15 protein-coding genes, 1 other RNA gene and 1 other annotated feature are annotated in these 18,433 nt (G+C 36.1%); of the genes, 15 read left to right on the top strand and 1 reads right to left on the bottom strand.

Annotation, left to right across the window (positions count from 1 at the left end; translation table 11 throughout):
- The first annotated feature begins 28 nt into the window (after positions 1–28).
- From recJ to dtd, 4 genes are all read left to right on the top strand, one after another.
- Positions 29–2,398 carry a single-stranded-DNA-specific exonuclease RecJ gene (recJ, locus tag MKY81_RS18175; RefSeq protein WP_108070405.1) on the top strand — a complete coding sequence of 790 codons (2,370 nt, stop codon included), beginning with the start codon at positions 29–31 and terminating at the stop codon, positions 2,396–2,398.
- Positions 2,389–2,901, top strand: a complete 513-nt coding sequence (locus MKY81_RS18170; protein ID WP_066227277.1) for an adenine phosphoribosyltransferase — start codon at positions 2,389–2,391, stop codon at positions 2,899–2,901. Before recJ ends, MKY81_RS18170 begins: the two co-directional genes overlap by 10 nt.
- A 238-nt stretch (positions 2,902–3,139) precedes the next feature.
- Positions 3,140–5,329, top strand: coding sequence for a RelA/SpoT family protein (locus MKY81_RS18165; protein ID WP_066227280.1), 2,190 nt, complete (start codon positions 3,140–3,142; stop codon positions 5,327–5,329).
- A gap of 16 nt (positions 5,330–5,345) precedes the next feature.
- Positions 5,346–5,783, top strand: coding sequence for a D-aminoacyl-tRNA deacylase (dtd, locus tag MKY81_RS18160; RefSeq protein WP_066227286.1), 438 nt, complete (start codon positions 5,346–5,348; stop codon positions 5,781–5,783).
- 236 nt (positions 5,784–6,019) lie between these two features.
- Here the strand turns inward: dtd and MKY81_RS18155 are convergent, their stop codons facing one another.
- Positions 6,020–7,279, bottom strand: coding sequence for an N-acetylmuramoyl-L-alanine amidase (locus MKY81_RS18155; RefSeq protein WP_341118457.1), 1,260 nt, complete (start codon positions 7,277–7,279; stop codon positions 6,020–6,022).
- Positions 7,280–7,572: 293 nt separating this feature from the next.
- Between MKY81_RS18155 and MKY81_RS18150 the strand changes: the two genes are divergently transcribed.
- The 11 genes from MKY81_RS18150 (at position 7,573) to MKY81_RS18100 (ending at position 18,429) form a co-directional block, all read left to right on the top strand.
- Positions 7,573–7,749: a hypothetical protein gene (locus tag MKY81_RS18150; RefSeq protein ID WP_165797806.1), complete on the top strand. Its 177-nt coding sequence runs from the start codon at positions 7,573–7,575 to the stop codon at positions 7,747–7,749.
- 73 nt (positions 7,750–7,822) lie between these two features.
- Positions 7,823–8,051: a binding site (T-box leader), on the top strand.
- Between the two features lie 252 nt (positions 8,052–8,303).
- Positions 8,304–9,575, top strand: coding sequence for a histidine--tRNA ligase (gene hisS / locus MKY81_RS18145; RefSeq protein ID WP_107920072.1), 1,272 nt, complete (start codon positions 8,304–8,306; stop codon positions 9,573–9,575).
- A 14-nt stretch (positions 9,576–9,589) separates the two neighbouring features.
- A complete protein-coding gene (aspS, locus tag MKY81_RS18140) occupies positions 9,590–11,362 on the top strand; it encodes an aspartate--tRNA ligase (RefSeq protein ID WP_107920071.1) in 1,773 nt (590 codons plus the stop codon).
- A 92-nt stretch (positions 11,363–11,454) separates the two neighbouring features.
- Positions 11,455–11,640, top strand: a non-coding RNA gene (ssrS, locus tag MKY81_RS18135) — 6S RNA.
- 135 nt (positions 11,641–11,775) lie between these two features.
- A complete protein-coding gene (locus tag MKY81_RS18130; RefSeq protein ID WP_341118455.1) occupies positions 11,776–12,540 on the top strand; it encodes a tRNA threonylcarbamoyladenosine dehydratase in 765 nt (254 codons plus the stop codon).
- Between the two features lie 232 nt (positions 12,541–12,772).
- Positions 12,773–13,681: an ABC transporter ATP-binding protein gene (locus MKY81_RS18125; protein ID WP_066227299.1), complete on the top strand. Its 909-nt coding sequence runs from the start codon at positions 12,773–12,775 to the stop codon at positions 13,679–13,681.
- Entirely contained in the window at positions 13,674–14,630 is a 957-nt protein-coding gene (locus tag MKY81_RS18120) for an ABC transporter permease (protein ID WP_341118453.1), read from the top strand. The genes MKY81_RS18125 and MKY81_RS18120 overlap by 8 nt, the downstream gene beginning before the upstream one ends.
- Positions 14,631–14,756: 126 nt before the next feature.
- Entirely contained in the window at positions 14,757–16,049 is a 1,293-nt protein-coding gene (locus MKY81_RS18115) for a replication-associated recombination protein A (protein WP_341118452.1), read from the top strand.
- A gap of 100 nt (positions 16,050–16,149) precedes the next feature.
- Positions 16,150–16,812, top strand: coding sequence for a YczE/YyaS/YitT family protein (locus MKY81_RS18110; protein ID WP_213087490.1), 663 nt, complete (start codon positions 16,150–16,152; stop codon positions 16,810–16,812).
- Positions 16,809–17,228, top strand: coding sequence for a cysteine metabolism transcriptional regulator CymR (gene cymR / locus MKY81_RS18105; RefSeq protein ID WP_066227309.1), 420 nt, complete (start codon positions 16,809–16,811; stop codon positions 17,226–17,228). The genes MKY81_RS18110 and cymR overlap by 4 nt, the downstream gene beginning before the upstream one ends.
- A 43-nt stretch (positions 17,229–17,271) precedes the next feature.
- Positions 17,272–18,429, top strand: a complete 1,158-nt coding sequence (locus MKY81_RS18100) for a cysteine desulfurase family protein (RefSeq protein WP_108070413.1) — start codon at positions 17,272–17,274, stop codon at positions 18,427–18,429.
- Positions 18,430–18,433 lie beyond the last annotated feature (4 nt).

Here is an 18,433-nt window from a genome sequence, read left to right as displayed (position 1 = left end):
TAATAGGAAAGGTTAAAGGGGTGTAAATATGTTAAAGTCAAAAACCCGTTGGATTGTACGGAATACAGAAGAAAATGCTAAAGAACATCTCGTAAAAGAATTAAACATCACTCCGCTCGTAGCCACATTATTGGTTAATCGTGGAATTACTGAACTAGAAGAAGCTCGTCTCTTTTTATTTAGTGAAGGGGAGGCTTTTCATGACCCATTTCTCATTCATAGTATGGAAAAAGCAGTTAAGAGAATTCGTCTAGCAATTGATGAAGGCGAACAAATTTTAGTATATGGCGATTATGACGCCGACGGTGTGACAAGTACATCTGTGATGATGACTGTGTTACGAGATTTAGGTGCGGATGTTGAATTTTATATCCCAAACCGATTTACGGAAGGATACGGCCCAAATGAAGAGGCATTTCGCTGGGCTTCATCGATTGGAATCAAGCTAATTATTACGGTTGATACCGGAATTGCAGCTATACATGAGGCCAGCGTCGCAAAAGAATTAGGTATGGACTTAATTATTACGGATCATCATGAACCAGGTCCAATTTTGCCAGATGCCTTGGCGATCGTTCATCCGAATCATCCTGAAAGCATTTATCCTTTTAAAGAACTTGCTGGTGTTGGCGTAGCATTTAAAGTTGCACACGCATTATATGGACATGTTCCGGAACATTTGTTAGATTTAGCATCAATTGGGACAATCGCTGATTTAGTTCCTTTGCGAGGAGAAAACCGATTGATCGTTAAACAGGGGTTGAAAAAAATATCCCAAACAGAGCGGCCGGGCTTACATGCATTATTTGAAATTACCAATACAAAACAATCAGATATAAATGAGGAAACGATAGGATTTGTCATCGGTCCACGCTTAAATGCGGCTGGTAGATTGGATAGTGCCGATCCTGCAGTCGAATTACTTTTGAGTAATGAGCGTCAGGCAGCTTTAAATATTGCAAAAGAAATTGATGAAATGAATAAAGAACGCCAAGCTATCGTCAATGAAATAACGAATGAAGCAATGGAAATGGTTGAAAATAACTCTGATTTAAAAGATAGCTATGTATTAGTTATAGGTAAAGAAGGTTGGAACGCAGGAGTTATCGGGATTGTCGCGTCCCGATTAGTTGATAAATATTATCGCCCAACAATCGTCTTAAGTTATGACCGAACGACAAATTTAGCGAAGGGTTCTGCTCGCAGTATTGCAGGATTTGATTTATTTAAAAATTTATCTACCTGCCGGGATATTCTACCCCATTTTGGTGGACATACGATGGCAGCGGGTATGACGTTGAATATAAATGATGTTGCAGATTTACGTGTACGTTTAAATGAGTTAGCACGAGATATTTTAACGAAAGAGGACTTTGTTCCTTTAACGGAAATCGATGCCACTATTCCGTTAGAAGATATTCATCTTGAATCGATCCAACAACTTCGCTTACTTGAACCATATGGAATGGCAAACCCTAAGCCGAAAGTATTAGTGAAGGATGTGTCAATTCAGCAAATTCGGCAAATTGGTGCAGATCATAACCATTTAAAAGTAGTACTTGAAAAATCGGGTATCGAATTGGATGGAGTAGGATTTGGGTTAGGCAATTATGCACGCGATATTTCTCCGTTAGCTACCGTTTCCGTAATAGGTGAATTGGCGATCAATGAATGGAATAATAATCGGAAACCGCAAATCTTTTTAAAGGATTTATGTATAGATGAGTGGCAACTTTTCGATGTACGAGGCAACAAACCATTGAAAAAATGGATACAAGATATTCCAGAAACAAATAGCTTCTTTATTGTTTTTAATGAAGAAACACTTAATAAAATTCCTAAAGGTGAAATAAATGGTGAAATTATTCACTTGAAGGATTTAAACGAAATAAAGAACGATGATATAAATGGCGGAAACATCGTCTTGCTTGATTTCCCACCAAATAAAGAAATATTAGAAACATTTATAAAAAAATGTAAACCAGCGCGCATTTATACGTATTTTTACCAAAAACAAAACCACTTTTTTAGTACGATTCCGACTCGGGAGCATTTTAAATGGTTTTATGCCTTTTTAAGAAAGCGAGGATCATTTAATTTACAAAAGTTTGGGGAAGAATTAGCTGCGCATCGTGGTTGGTCGGTAGAAACAATTGATTTTATGTCAAAGGTGTTTTTTGAATTAAATTTTGTTACAATAGAGAATGGGCTTATTTCACTCAATCATGTTCCTTCAAAAAGGGATTTATTGGAGTCGATAACCTACCAAGAAAAATTAGAAAAAATTAAGTTAGAAAATGAATTGTTATTTTCATCCTATCAAGACCTAAAATCATGGTTTGATGAAAGAATGACTTGTTCTGAGAAGCTTGAGGAGGAAATAAAGCAATGGACTTAAAACAATACGTTACTATTGTTCCAGATTGGCCTAAAGAAGGCATAGTATTTAAAGATATAACGACTTTAATGGATAATGGACAAGCATACAAATACGCAACAGACCAAATTGTAAAATATGCAAAAGAAAGAGAGATAGACCTTGTTGTAGGACCCGAAGCGAGAGGTTTTATAATTGGCTGTCCAGTTGCATATGCACTTGAAGTAGGATTTGCCCCTGTAAGAAAGCCGGGAAAACTTCCTCGTGAAACGATTAAAGTGGAGTATGGTTTAGAGTATGGGAAAGATGCTTTAACAATACATAAGGATGCCATTAAACCTGGTCAACGTGTATTGATTACAGACGATTTACTTGCAACTGGCGGAACCATTGAGGCAACGATTAAATTAGTTGAGGAACTCGGAGGTATTGTTGCGGGTATTGCCTTTCTTATTGAACTTTCATATCTTGAAGGAAGAAAAAAACTTGAAGGTTATGATGTTTTAACATTAATGAAATACTAATTTTTTACAGTAAGAAAGCACTCTTTGCGAGTGCTTTTTATCGTATAGTTAAGAATAAAAGACAATAATTGCTAGTTAATCGACAATAATTCGTCATTTTCGAGAAAAATCTATCACAACCACTTTACTTTATTCAATTTTTTTTCGATAATAGTAATTATAATCATTTTAAAAATGGACTTATTATTTATTCCATTCATACTAATTTTACACTACTAATTTAAAGGTGATTTTATATATGGCGAAGGATCAAATATTATCCGCCGAGCAAGTGATTGAACGAACAACTGAATATTTAAATGAAGAACATGTTTCATTAGTCCGAAAAGCTTTTGAGTTTGCTGCAGAAGCACATAAAGAGCAGTTTCGGAAATCCGGTGAGCCGTATATCATTCATCCTGTGCAGGTAGCGGGTATTTTAGCCGATTTGGAAATGGATCCTTCTACTGTTGCTGCCGGTTTTTTACATGATGTTGTAGAAGATACGGAAGTGACACTAGACGAATTACGGGAAACATTTAATGAAGAAGTTGCCATGCTTGTCGATGGTGTAACAAAGCTTGGGAAAATTAAGTATAAATCACATGAGGAGCAGCAAGCGGAAAACCATCGCAAAATGTTTGTTGCTATGGCCCAAGACATTCGTGTCATTTTGATCAAGCTTGCCGACCGTCTTCATAATATGAGAACGCTAAAGCATTTACCGATTGAAAAACAACGCAGAATTGCAAACGAAACTCTCGAAATTTTTGCACCTTTAGCACATCGTCTTGGTATATCGAAAATCAAATGGGAATTAGAAGATACTGCATTACGCTATTTAAATCCGCAGCAATATTATCGAATCGTAAATTTGATGAAGAGAAAGCGTGCTGAACGTGAGCAATATTTGGAAGACGTAATCGAAGAAGTAAATGAACGACTTGAAGATGTATCAATTAAAGCAGAAATTTCTGGTCGTCCGAAACACATTTACTCCATTTATCGAAAAATGGTTCTTCAGCATAAACAATTTAATGAAATTTATGATTTATTAGCTGTTCGAATTATCGTAAATAGTATTAAGGATTGCTATGCTGTATTAGGTATTATTCATACATGTTGGAAGCCGATGCCAGGTAGATTTAAAGACTATATTGCGATGCCGAAGCCAAACATGTACCAATCTCTTCATACGACTGTTATCGGCCCTAAAGGAGATCCTTTAGAAGTACAGATTCGGACAATTGAGATGCATCGAATTTCGGAATACGGGGTTGCTGCCCATTGGGCTTATAAAGAAGGAAAAACTGTTAATAGTAAAACTTCTTTTGAAAAAAAGTTATCTTGGTTTAGAGAAATATTGGAATTCCAAAATGAATCTGAAAATGCTGAAGAATTTATGGAATCGTTAAAAATAGATTTGTTTTCGGATATGGTGTATGTCTTTACGCCTAAAGGTGATGTAATTGAGTTGGCATCAGGTTCCGTTCCAATCGATTTTGCTTATCGTGTCCATTCGGAAATTGGTAATAAAACAATTGGAGCCAAAGTAAACGGGAAAATGGTCACACTTGATTATAAATTAAAGACTGGAGACATTATTGAAATTTTAACTTCCAAACATTCTTACGGTCCAAGTCAAGACTGGATTAAAATGGCTCAAACCTCACAAGCAAAAAATAAAATTCGCCAATTTTTTAAACGTCAGCGAAAAGAAGAGAATATTATTAAAGGCAGAGAGCTAGTAGAAAAAGAAATTAAAAATATGGATTTTGATTTAAAAGAAATCCTTACAAATGAAAACATTAAACGTGTTGCTGAAAAATTTAATTTTATGAATGAAGAAGATATGTATGCTGCCGTTGGATATAACGGAATTACTGCATTACAAATTGCGAATCGCTTAACGGAAAAATTAAGACGAAAACGTGATCAAGAAGAAGCGGTGAATGAAATCGTTTCTGAGATGAAAACACCTACGAAGCAAAAGAAACGGGTTACAGGTGTAACAGTTAAAGGGATTGATAATTTACTTATCCGTTTATCCAGATGTTGTAATCCTGTGCCGGGTGACGATATCGTCGGCTTTATTACGAAGGGACGCGGCGTTAGTGTTCACCGCACGGATTGTCCGAATGTTACTTCCGAAGATTTACAAAATCGATTAATTGAAGTTGAATGGGAAACAGATGGAACGAACAGTAAAGAATATAATGTAGAAATTGAAATATCAGGTTATGATCGTCGAGGTTTATTAAACGAAGTTCTTCAAACTGTTAATGAAACAAAGACAAATATTACTGCTGTTAGTGGACGGTCAGATAGAAATAAAATGGCAACAATTCTTATGTCTATTTCTATACAAAATATTAGTCATCTTCATAAAGTTGTTGAACGGATAAAACAAATTCCTGATATTTATGCTGTCCGACGGATAATGAGTTAAAGGGGATTATGTAGTAATGAGAGTCGTTTTACAAAGAAGTAAACAAGCGAATGTTAAAGTGAACGGTGAGGTTGTCGGAGAAATTACAAATGGTTTTGTATTACTTGTAGGTATTACTCATAATGATACAGAGGCGGATGTTAAATATCTTGCTGATAAAATTGTCAATTTGCGCATCTTTGAAGACGAAAATGAAAAGATGAACTATTCGTTATTAGATGTAGGCGGACAAATTCTATCAGTTTCACAGTTCACGTTATATGGTGATTGTAGAAAAGGGAGACGTCCGAATTTTATGGATGCCGCGAAACCTGAAAAGGCGGAAATTTTATACAATCTTTTTAATCATATGTTAAGGGACAAAGGTGTTTTTGTTGCAACAGGGCAATTTGGCGCAATGATGGATGTGTCGCTTATAAATGACGGACCTGTAACATTAATTGTAGAAAGTTAAAAGAGAGAGCAATTGGTTTTATTTCCGAGTAGGGAATAATACCATAATTGCTCTCTTTTTTAAACTAGATTGTTGATTTCCGCTACAGGTACTCGCTTTCCGCGGGGCTGGCGATGAGCCTCCTCATCGCTTCGCTCTTGCGGGGTCTCATCTGTCCAGCTGATCCCGCAGGAGTCTCGTACCTTCTGCTCCAATCAACTTGGAGTCTATATCAACACTGCACTTTAACAAAGCCTTTATTTAAAATAATCAATTAATCCATTATAAATTCCTTTCGTAATCGATTCCTGGTAATCCTGGCTATTGATTGCTATTTCTTGTATAGGATTACTTAAATATCCAAGCTCTAAAAGTACGGCAGGTTGAGTATTTTCACGAATAACATGGAAGTTTCCAAATCGAGCGCCACGGTCATTTATATTCGTTTCATTGGAAATGCCGCGATTAATCTTTTGTGCAAGTATTTTTTGCATTGAATAATAATAATAACTCGTATGTCCGGTAATGCTTTGATCATTAATACTATCATAATGAAGACTAATAAAAGCGTCCGCATGATTGATTTTGGAGACACTTACCCTTGAAGGCAGGGAAACATATCGGTCATCTTCTCTAGTTAAAAATACATTAGCCCCAGCATTTCTTAGCTTATCTGCTAAAAGTTCAGCTGTTTTAAGTGTTACATTTTTTTCAAGTGTATTTGTGATTCCAATCGTCCCTGAATCTCTTCCACCATGTCCAGGATCAATGACAATCGTTTTTCCTTTTAAACCTTTTGTATTCACTTTATTAGATTTGGTTCGATTCATTTTTACGGTGGATGAAACGACCCAGGATGCTACATAAGCAGTCTTGCCTCCGTTAAGTTTAATTTTATACCAATCACTTTCTTTTTCAATGACAGAAAACGTTTCTCCACTATTTCCGATTTCAACAATACTAGACTGAATAGAAGGTTCGCTGCGCAAGTTTGTTCCATTGTTTAAAATAGTCACCATTTCTCCATTACTTGTAACCGAACTTTTTGAAGTCAATCGAATATAGTTACTACTCACCCAACCCGTAGAACCTTCTACGGTGATTTTAAACCACTCATTATTTGTTTCAAGAATTTGGACACGCTGACCAGTCTGCAGTTTTTGGATAATAGAGCTTGATAGTTCAGGAGAGGTACGCAAGTTTAAGTCATTAACAGTTACAATTCCGGATGTAGCTTTTGACTGACTGTTAACAGTTACCAACCAACTAGCAACCCAACCCTTTTTTTCATTAGACAATTGGACCTCGTACCAATCATCCTTCGTTTGCAACAATGTAAAGCGATCTCCTGCTTTTCCTTTTTGTATTATCGGATAGGAAAGCCCGGGACCGCTACGAATGTTTAAAATATTGGCATTCACCGTTACCTTTTGTGAATCTGCATATGCCTTTGGCTTAGAAGTTATTATTGTCCCGACTAATAAAAAAATAATGAATACGAAAACGCATTTCTTCAATTGTTTTAAACACCACCTTTTGAATCTCATTGTTGGTAAATAACTTGTCCTTTTCTTAATTCTCGAAAATACTTAAAACTCCTTTTTTTAAGAAAGAAAAAATCGTTGTTTGGATACACTAACAATATGACAACAAAAGATACTTCTAGTTAATTTTTGAGGAGTTTCTCACCTATTCGACGGATTGAATAAAAGCTAACTAAAGCTAGTTCGTGGTATTTTCACTCGAAATGTGAAGAAAAATTTATTGGAAATTACGTATTAACATAGCCAAAAAAGTAAGGAGAATGAACATGCGTGCTAATGAAAAAAACCAATTAGTATCAGATGGCAGTAATCAAATTTTTGGAACCAATTTACATGAGTTTATTCAAAAAGAAAATCAAGCTTCATCCATGGAGCTTGCATCCGAATTTGGACTATCATTAGGAGATGTAAAATTATTGAAAAAGAAATTAGAGCGGTCATGAAATTTTTTCTCAAAGCGTACCTTGACAACGTGGAACTAGCCTCGTATTATTATATAAATAAATATAAAATTATAAAAAACCAATGATAAAGCACAGTAATTAAGAAACACATGAAAAGAGAAGAAATGTCTTAGGCTGAAAGCATTTCTACATGATGACTTAATGAATGAACACTTTGTAGGTTTCATCCTGAACGGATTTATCTTAATAGGGATGAACGTAGAACAGGCGTTAACTGTTTCGAGTGGAAGCATTTTGCTTCAATTAGGGTGGCACCACGGGAAACAACTCTCGTCCCTTGTATTTAGTACAAGGGATTGAGGGTTGTTTTTTTATATTACATAGGCTTTGTTAAAGTTAATTGTCTAGTTTAATGCTATGTTGATTGGAGCAGAAGATGCGAGACTCCTGCGGGAAAAACGGTAAACGGGAGACCCCGCAGGTGCGTTTAGCACCGAGGAGGCTCCCGGACCGCCCGCGGAAAGCGAGCATCTGGAGCGGAAATCAACAGCCTATTTTAACAGAGTCATTACATAAAAAAGGAGGAGCCAATTATGTCAATTCAAATTCCTCGCGGTACCCAGGATATATTACCTGGCGAAGTTGAGAAATGGCAGTTTGTAGAAGATACGGCAAAAGAAATTTGTAGAACCTATCAATATAAAGAAATCCGTACACCGATTTTTGAACATACAGAGCTCTTTCAAAAAGGTGTAGGAGATACGACAGACATAGTTCAAAAAGAAATGTATACATTTGAAGATCGTGGCGGGAGAAGTTTAACATTACGGCCTGAAGGAACAGCATCTGTTGTTCGCTCATTTACTCAACATAAAATGTTCGGCCAACCGAATCAACCGGTGAAACTATTTTACAATGGTCCGATGTTTCGATATGAAAGACCGCAAGCAGGTAGATTCCGTCAATTTGTACAATTTGGAGTCGAAGCACTTGGCAGCGAAGATCCGGCAATAGATGCAGAAGTGATCTCTTTAGCGATGACCCTTTACAAAAAACTAGGGTTAAAGTCATTGAAACTTGTTATTAATAGTTTGGGTGATAAAGAAAGCCGAATTTCTCACCGAACAGCTTTAATCAATCATTTTCAACCTAGAATTGAAGAATTTTGTTCTGATTGTCAAAATCGACTTGAGAAAAATCCGCTTCGTATTTTGGATTGTAAAAAAGACCGCGACCATGAACTGATGAAGTCAGCACCCTCAATATTAGATTATTTAAATAATGAATCAAAAGCCTATTTTGATAAAGTTTTATTGTATTTAAAAGAATTAGGAATCGAGTATGAAGTCGATCCAACGCTTGTTAGAGGGTTAGATTATTATAATCACACTGCGTTTGAAATTATGAGTAGTGCAGAAGGCTTTGGTGCCATTACAACACTTTGTGGCGGTGGTCGCTATAATGGATTAGTTCAAGAAATGGGTGGACCTGAAACACCTGGAATCGGTTTTGCGTTAAGTATTGAACGTTTACTTGCCGCGTTAGAAGCAGAAAATATTCAACTGCCATATGAAAATCCAGTTGATTGCTTTATCGTTGCATTAGGTGAAGAGGCAAAACTTAAAGCGGCTGTATTATTACAACAATTAAGACAACATAGTTTTTCGGCTGATATGGATTATCTTGATCGAAAAATGAAAGCACAGTTTAAAGCTGCTGACCGTGTCCACGCGAAATATGTTGCTATTTTAGGCGAAGATGAGCTTCAAAAAAGGATCATTAATCTAAAAAACATGGAAACCGGTGAGCAAAAAGAAGTGGCTATAACTGATTTTGTAAATCAATTTATACAGCTAAGTAAATAGGGGGCATAAATAGAATGTTTGGACGAACATATTATTGTGGTGAAGTAACAGAACAGCATATTGGTGAAAGTATTACACTAAAAGGCTGGGTGCAGAAAAGAAGAGACCTTGGTGGATTAATTTTTATTGATTTACGCGACCGAACAGGAATCGTTCAAATTGTTTTTAACCCGGATATTTCTGCGGAAGCTCTTGCTATTGCGGAAAAAATTCGCTCCGAATATGTATTAGATGTTAAAGGTACAGTCGTAGCAAGAGATGCTTCAACAGTAAATGAAAACTTAAAGACCGGGAAAATTGAAATTAAAGTCGACCAGGTGACAATTATAAATGAAGCAAAGACACCGCCATTTATGATTGAAAATAAAACAGAAGTCGCTGAAGATGTTCGTTTAAAATACCGTTATCTTGATTTACGCAGGCCTGTTATGTATGAAACATTTAAAATGCGTCATGATGTGACAAAAACGATTCGTCGCTTTTTAGATGAAGAAGGATTTTTGGATGTTGAAACACCAATTTTAACAAAAAGTACTCCTGAAGGAGCACGTGATTATTTAGTACCTAGTCGCGTACATCCGGGTGAATTTTATGCGTTGCCACAGTCACCGCAAATTTTTAAACAATTATTAATGGTTTCCGGATTTGATAAATACTATCAAATTGCCCGTTGTTTCCGTGACGAGGACTTACGTGCAGATCGTCAACCAGAATTTACACAAATTGATATTGAAACAAGTTTTTATAGTCAAGAAGACATTATGGATATGACGGAAAAAATGATGGTCCGATTAATGAAAGATGTGAAAGGGATTGATATCAGTACACCGCTACCAAGATTGACATATGATGAAGCGATGAGTCGATATGGTTCAGATAAACCTGACACACGTTTTGAAATGGAACTAGTGGACTTATCTGAAATAGTTAAAGAATCGGGATTTAAAGTATTTTCAGCTGCAGTTACAAATGGTGGCCAAGTGAAGGCAATCAATGTGAAAGGCGGAGCTACTAAATATTCTCGAAAAGATATTGATGGTCTAACTGAATTTGTATCACGTTATGGTGCCAAAGGTTTGGCATGGCTAAAGGTGGAAGAAGATGGTTTGAAAGGACCGATTGCAAAATTCTTCTCCGAAGAGGAGCAACAACAGTTCAAATCAATATTAGAATCATCTACGGGTGACTTATTATTATTTGTTGCAGACAAAACCTCAGTTGTTGCAGATGCTTTAGGAGCGCTAAGGTTAAAACTTGGTAAAGAACTAGGGCTAATTGACGAATCCAAATTTAATTTCCTGTGGGTAACAGACTGGCCATTACTTGAGTATGACGAAGAAGAAGGACGTTACTATGCAGCTCATCACCCATTCACGATGCCTTTTAGAGAAGATATCGAAAAACTTGAAAGTGATCCGAAAAATGTAAAAGCTCAAGCATATGACTTAGTTCTAAATGGTTATGAGTTAGGTGGTGGATCATTACGTATTTTTGAAAGAGACATTCAAGAAAAAATGTTTAAAGTCCTTGGATTTACAGAGGAGCAAGCAAGGGAACAATTTGGTTTCCTCTTGGACGCTTTTGAATATGGAACACCTCCACACGGTGGAATTGCTTTAGGGTTGGATCGAATTGTTATGCTATTATCTGGACGTACAAATTTACGCGATACAATTGCCTTTCCAAAAACAGCGAGTGCAAGTTGCTTGTTAACTGAAGCACCAGGCGAGGTAAGTGAGCTACAATTACAAGACTTACATCTTTCTTTGAACCTTAAAGAAAAATAAATAATGAGATTTTTGTCAAATATCGTATGATTTTTCCAACTATAGTAATATTGAAAAAATAAAATTCCTATGATACTATTTAAATAATACGATAAGTCCTGATGTGTTCGTTTTTGTACCTATTCGTTTTGACCGAACATATTACCTACGGGAGTTTGGCGTTTTCATGCCGCATACATGCCTTTTTATAAAGGACGTATAAAGCTGAAACAGAACACCCACCTGCCAAGTGCGGGTTCAAAACACTAGGATTTTGCGACGGCATGATTGGGGCTTATCATTTTAATTGAAACTTAAACTCTCTTTTATAGAGGGTTTTTATTTTGCACTAAATTGGACAAATATTGATTTTAAGCGACAAATTGTTTATCCTTATCCAAGGAAGATAAAGTAGAATTTTGGAGATGATACATGTGCTTCACCAGTTTTCACGAAATGAATTAGCTTTGGGAAAAGAAGGATTAGAAAAATTAAAAAATAGTACGGTTGCCATACTTGGTATAGGTGGAGTTGGATCGTTTGCTGTTGAAGCGTTGGCACGATCCGGCGTCGGGAAATTAATTTTAGTTGATAAAGATTCAGTAGATATTACAAATATAAATCGACAATTGCCTGCATTGCTTTCTACAATTGGACAACCGAAAGCCGACATAATGAAGGAGCGGATCAAGGATATTAATCCAGAATGCGAAGTCATCTCTTTGAACATGTTTTATACAGAAGAAACATATGAGCAGTTTTTCGCAGAACAACCGGATTTTATCGTTGATGCATCCGACACGATTTCTTATAAAATTCATTTAATTAAAGAATGCTTAAAACGTAATATTCTAATTATTTCAAGTATGGGTGCGGCGAATAAAATGGATCCTACAAGACTGAAAATAGCTGATATTTTCAAAACACATACAGATCCAATTGCTAAAGTCATTCGTACGAGGCTTCGTAAGGAAGGAATTCGCAAAGGAATTCCTGTTGTATTTTCAGATGAAAGTCCAATCATTATTCGCGAAGATGTTAGAAAAGTAGTTGGGAATGATGAAGCAGAAATCCGTAAAGCAAAAATGCCGCCTTCATCGAATGCTTTTGTTCCATCAACAGCCGGATTATTCATGGCAAGCTATGTTGTTAAGGAAATAGTAAAAGATATTCCGCTAAAGCGTGTCAAAGATAAATAAAAGATTTTTACTGGGAAAAATTATAAAAAACCGCCAATGGCGGTTTTTTTATTTAGAGAAGGTGAAAAAATTTCCAAAAAAGGTATTGACGGTTATTTTTGCAGTAGTGTACTGTTTTGATAGTACATAATTTTATAGAAACGTTGAAGGCGAACTAAAGGAGGGAGTTATCTGTTTCTAAAATGTTTAAAAAGAAACTGGATAATATTAAGTTGAATGGAGGAAACAAATGATGAAATCAGCGGTTGAATTAAAAAATGTAACGAAAGTAATTAAAGGCAAAAAAATTATTGATAATTTATCGTTTACGATAAACGAAGGTGAAGTATTCGGTTTCTTAGGACCGAATGGTGCAGGTAAAACAACGACGATTCGTATGATTGTAGGACTAATGGGGATTACATCAGGTGATATCGTCATTTGTGGAAAGAATGTAAAAAATGAATATGAGGAAGCATTACGAAATGTCGGCGGGATTGTTGAAAATCCGGAAATGTATAAGTTTTTAACAGGGTATCAAAACTTAATGCAGTATGCGCGGATGATAAAAGGAATTACGAAAGAAAAAATAAATGAAGTTATTGAACTTGTCGGTTTAAAAGATCGTATTAACGACAAAGTCAAAACTTATTCATTAGGTATGAGACAACGATTAGGATTAGCACAAAGTCTACTGCATGATCCGAAAGTAATGATCCTTGATGAACCGACCAATGGCCTTGATCCTGCGGGAATCCGAGAAATTAGGGATCATTTACGGAAATTATCAAAAGAAAAAGGCATGGCGGTTATCGTTTCCAGTCACTTATTATCGGAAATGGAAATGATGTGTGATCGAATTGCGATTATTCAAAAAGGAAAATTAATCGACGTGCAAAACGTCCACGACTTTGTGTATGAAGATCAGAAGCAAAAGTATTTTATAGAAATAGATAGTGGTGCAACACTTGAGTCAATTAGCGGATATTCATTTACCCAAATTGACCATGGAATTGAAGTAGAATTAGAAAAAGAACAAGTTCCGGATTTTATTCAAACACTTGTTTCAACAGGAATACGAATCTATGAAGTAAAACTCATTTCTAAATCATTGGAAGACCGATTCTTAGAAATTACAAAGGAGGAAGTAGCACATGCTTAATCTTGTCTATAATGAATGGATTAAAATATTCAAGCGTGCCGGTTCCTATGTGATGATTGGCTTAATCATCTTAGGTGTCATCGGCAGTGGAGCATTAACAAAATATTATGAAGGAAAATTGGATAAAGGTACGCAAAGAGATTGGAAAGCGGAAGTAACTGCTGAGATTAAAGCAGATGAACAACAGCTTAAAGAAATGCCGGCAACAGCGGCAAGTGCAAAAAAATTTTATGAAAAAAATATTGAAATAAACAAATATCGTCTTGCACATAATATGGCACCATCTGATCAATCAAGCGGTTTTTCATTTATTAATGATAATACGATGTTTATTTCCTTCGTTGGTTTATTCACAATTATTATTGCAGCGGGAATCGTAGCAAGCGAATTTAGTTGGGGGACAATTAAACTATTATTAATCCGCCCGCTAAAACGATCAAAAATATTACTATCAAAATATTTAACTGTCATCGTATTTGGCATTTTCATGTTAGCAATCCTATTTGTCACTTCGGCCATTGTCGGATTTATCTTGTTTGGTTCCGGAAGTGGAGATAATGTTCACCTTGCCTATACTAATGGACATGTCGTTGAACAAAACATGCTATGGTATTTAATCAAAACGTATTTATTATCCTCCATTGATGTAATCATGTTAATTACGATGGCATTTATGATATCAGCCGTATTCCGTAACAGCTCTTTAGCAATTGGGATTTCCGTATTCCTTCTACTCATGGGCGGAAACATTACTCAGCTCCTTGCAGCAAAATTCGAATGGGCAAAATTCATTCTATTCGCCAACACAAATTTAATGCAATACTTTGATGGCATCCCACTTGTAGAAGGAATGACACTCGGTTTCTCCATTATCACGCTGCTCGTATACTTTATTATTTTTATTGTACTGGCATTTGGTGTATTTATGAAAAGGGATGTTGCAGCATAATAGTAAATAAAAAAGGGATGTTAATTACTCGACATCCCTTTTTTTGCTATTATTAGGCGTATAAATTTTCAACCTACAATTTTAAAGTTATAATTGATATTAAATATTTGTTTGGGGGCTGTAAATGTGTACGGAGAACCACTTGCTTTTCGAATGCGACCGACAACAATTGATGAAATTGTTGGGCAAAAGGAAATCATCGGCAAACAAACAAGCCTTTATAAAATGATAAAAAATGGACATGTTCCATCGGTGCTCTTGTATGGAGAACCGGGCATAGGGAAGACATCGATTGCACATGCGATTGCGGGAACGACTAAAATTCCTTTTATTGCATTGAACGCCACAACATCCGGGAAAAAAGATGTAGAGATGGTTGTTGATGAAACAAGATTAACGGGAAAAGTGATTTTATTTTTAGATGAAATTCACCGTTTTAATAAAGCGCAGCAAGATTATTTATTGCCACATGTTGAGAATGGTTCGATTATCTTAATTGGAGCGACGACCGAAAATCCGTTTCATGATGTCAATCCAGCGATTCGCAGCCGATGCGGACAAATTAAGCAATTAACACGATTAACTTCAGAGGATATTTATGAGTTATTACAGCGTGCTGTTCACGATGAAAATAAAGGATTGGGGAAAATGTCAATCCAAATAACCGAAGACCAATTAAGAAAAATCGCTTCTGGTTCAGGTGGAGATGCGAGGAAGTCATTAACCCTTCTTGAATCAATTGTGTATTCATCCAATAAAGAAAATGATACATATATTGTTCAAGACCAAACAATCGATGACTTAGTTGGAAACGTAGGTGTGTATGGAGATAAAAAAGGATCTCACTTTTATAATTTACTCTCCAGCTTGCAAAAAAGTATTAGAGGTAGTGATGTGGATGCGTCACTTTATTATTTGGCACATTTATTGGAAACTGGTGATTTAGTTGCAGTTAACCGCCGCTTACTTGTTATCGCATTTGAGGATATCGGCTTAGCTAATACGTCAGTCGGTACAAACGTATTAGCTGCAGTGACAGCAAGTGAGCGATTGGGGCTTCCGGAAGCACGTATTCCATTAGCTGTTGCGGTCGTGGAAATGTGTCTATCTTCAAAATCCAATTCAGCATATGCAGCATTAGATAAAGCAATAACAGATATTCGTAATGGAAAAGTTGGCGATATTCCAAAGCATTTGCGTGATGGACATTACGCCGGTTCAAAAGTTTTAGGTCATGTCGGTTACAAATATCCCCATGATACACCGATTGGAACTTTCGGTGGTTGGGTTCATCAAGAGTATCTGCCGAGTAATTTAAAAGGTACAAAATATTATGAGCCAGTCGAAGCAGGAGAAGAGAAACGTTTAGCTGCGATTTATCGTCGACTCGAGGAATTTAAAAAAGGAAATGAAAGTTAAATAAAAACCGAGTTAATGGGTATGCTTTCATTCATTTCGTCTTCCAAATATGCTATAATGTCAAGAGCCATTTATAAATAAGAAAGTGGAGGAACGTATATTGAATAATAATCATCAATTAGTATTTCGCTTTTTTATTTTTTGTCTAGGTTTGCTCATTATGGCATTTGGTTTGGATTTATTAATTATTGCAGATCTTGGAGTGACTCCTTGGGACGTATTACACATCGGTCTATATAAACAAATCGGACTGACAATTGGTTCTTGGTCAATCATTGTCGGATTTTTTGTTTTAGGCATTTCAGCAGCCATCATGCGTAAAATCCCAAAAATTGGAGCCTATTTAAATATGCTCTTGTTAGGCTCGTTTATGGATATATTTTTACATTTTTTATCAAATGTTGAGTTTACTTCACTACTTGAAAAAATTATTGTCCTTATATTAGGAATTATTATTAATGCAATTGGAATGGGAATTTATATTTCTGCTCAATTAGGTGCAGGTCCCCGAGACAGCTTTATGCTAGCTGTTACTTCGAAAACGGGCTGGAAAATTTCCCACGTACGTCGAGGAATGGAAGCAATCGTCCTAATTATTGGCTGGTTATGTGGGGGACCCGTATTTATCGGTACAATTATTTTTGTACTAACGATCGGAACACTTGTTGGGATTGCATTGCCGCTATGTCAAACGCTCACAGATAAATTCCTTAAAAAATTTGAAAAAAGAAAAGAAGAAATAAATCGAGGTGCAAGTCTATGAAAATTTCAACAAAGGGTCGTTACGGACTAACAATTATGATTGAACTAGGAAAAAGATTTGGGGAAGGACCAACATCTTTGAAAACCATTGCCCAAATGCATGATTTGTCGGAGCATTATTTAGAACAATTAATTGCTCCTTTAAGAAATGCAGGTCTCGTTAAAAGTGTCAGAGGAGCATATGGTGGCTATACACTTGCTTCAGAGCCAGCCAAAATTACAGCAGGTGATATCATTCGAGTTTTAGAAGGACCAATCAGTCCGGTTGAAGGAATTGAAGATGAAGAACCAGTTAAACGTTCACTTTGGATAAAAATTCGTGATGCTGTAAAGGATGTATTAGATAACACAACGATTGAAGACCTTGTAAATTACAAAGACGATGGAGAAACGGATTCTTACATGTTTTATATTTAGAAGAAATTTTTGTAAGAATTGACCATCTTTAGAGGTGAAAAAAATGGAACGAATTTATCTCGATCACTCGGCAACATCTCCCGTTCATCCGAAAGTGATCGATACAATGATTAATGTGCTAAACCAGTCATTTGGAAACCCATCAAGTATTCATTCTTATGGGCGAGAAGCAAGAGCTTTACTTGATGAAGCGAGAACGATTATTGCTGGGAGCATTGGCGCACATTTTAATGAAATCGTGTTTACTAGTGGTGGAACAGAAGCGGATAATTTTGCGATTTTAGGGATTGCTGAGGCAATGAAAGAAAAAGGAAAGCATATTATTACGTCAAATATTGAACATCATGCAGTGCTTCATACATGTGAGTATCTTGAAAAACATGGATATGACGTAACTTACCTAGATGTAAACGAAAATGGGCAAGTTTCTGTCGAAGATGTGAAAGCTGCTCTTCGTGAGGATACGATCCTAGTAACGATCATGTACGGAAACAATGAAGTAGGCACGATCCAGCCTATTCATGAAATCGGTCTTCTATTAAAAGATCATCAAGCTTATTTCCATACAGATGCTGTGCAAGCATACGGAGTAGTAAAGTTAAATGTTCATGAATTGAACGTTGATTTATTATCTGTATCCTCCCATAAAATTAATGGGCCAAAAGGAATTGGTTTTCTTTATATAAAAGCAGGCACAAGAATTGTCAATCGTTTTTACGGTGGGGAACAGGAACTGAAACGTCGTGCAGGTACAGAGAATATTAGCTCCATTGTAGGATTTGCAGAAGCTGTAAAAATAGCTCAAGAACAAATGGAAGAAAAACAGAAACGATATCAAGATTTTAAAATGAAATTTTTAAATATATTAACGGCACAACATGTTGATTTTCATATTAATGGGTTTACTGATCATCACTCACTTCCACATGTATTAAATTTAAGCTTTCCTGGTACTGATGTAGAAGCGATGCTCGTTAATTTAGATATAGCAGGCATAGCCGCTTCAAGCGGTTCTGCATGTACAGCAGGCTCAATTGAACCATCACATGTTCTTGTCGCAATGTTTGGAAAAGAGTCGAAGCGATTAAGAAATTCGATTCGATTTAGTTTTGGTTTAAATAATACGAGTCAAGAAATTGAAAAAGCTGCGAATGAAGTCGCAAAAATTGTTCAACGATTGAACAAGGCAAATAGAAAGTAGGGAA

Source organism: Heyndrickxia sp. FSL W8-0423, from assembly GCF_038009395.1.
Taxonomy (GTDB): domain Bacteria; phylum Bacillota; class Bacilli; order Bacillales; family Bacillaceae_C; genus Heyndrickxia; species Heyndrickxia sporothermodurans.
Note: the sequence above shows the minus strand (reverse complement) of the source record. Positions and strands in the feature narration are given on the sequence as shown.

Bases quoted from the DNA above. Each gene is read 5' to 3' on its own strand.
- MKY81_RS18125 (WP_066227299.1), top strand. From the start codon at position 12,773: ATGAAATCAGCGGTTGAATTAAAAAATGTAACGAAAGTAATTAAAGGC.
- MKY81_RS18165 (WP_066227280.1), top strand. From the start codon at position 3,140: ATGGCGAAGGATCAAATATTATCCGCCGAGCAAGTGATTGAACGAACA.
- hisS (WP_107920072.1), top strand. From the start codon at position 8,304: ATGTCAATTCAAATTCCTCGCGGTACCCAGGATATATTACCTGGCGAA.
- MKY81_RS18100 (WP_108070413.1), top strand. From the start codon at position 17,272: ATGGAACGAATTTATCTCGATCACTCGGCAACATCTCCCGTTCATCCG.
- MKY81_RS18170 (WP_066227277.1), top strand. From the start codon at position 2,389: ATGGACTTAAAACAATACGTTACTATTGTTCCAGATTGGCCTAAAGAA.
- cymR (WP_066227309.1), top strand. From the start codon at position 16,809: ATGAAAATTTCAACAAAGGGTCGTTACGGACTAACAATTATGATTGAA.
- MKY81_RS18150 (WP_165797806.1), top strand. From the start codon at position 7,573: ATGCGTGCTAATGAAAAAAACCAATTAGTATCAGATGGCAGTAATCAA.
- aspS (WP_107920071.1), top strand. From the start codon at position 9,590: ATGTTTGGACGAACATATTATTGTGGTGAAGTAACAGAACAGCATATT.
- MKY81_RS18120 (WP_341118453.1), top strand. From the start codon at position 13,674: ATGCTTAATCTTGTCTATAATGAATGGATTAAAATATTCAAGCGTGCC.
- recJ (WP_108070405.1), top strand. From the start codon at position 29: ATGTTAAAGTCAAAAACCCGTTGGATTGTACGGAATACAGAAGAAAAT.
- dtd (WP_066227286.1), top strand. From the start codon at position 5,346: ATGAGAGTCGTTTTACAAAGAAGTAAACAAGCGAATGTTAAAGTGAAC.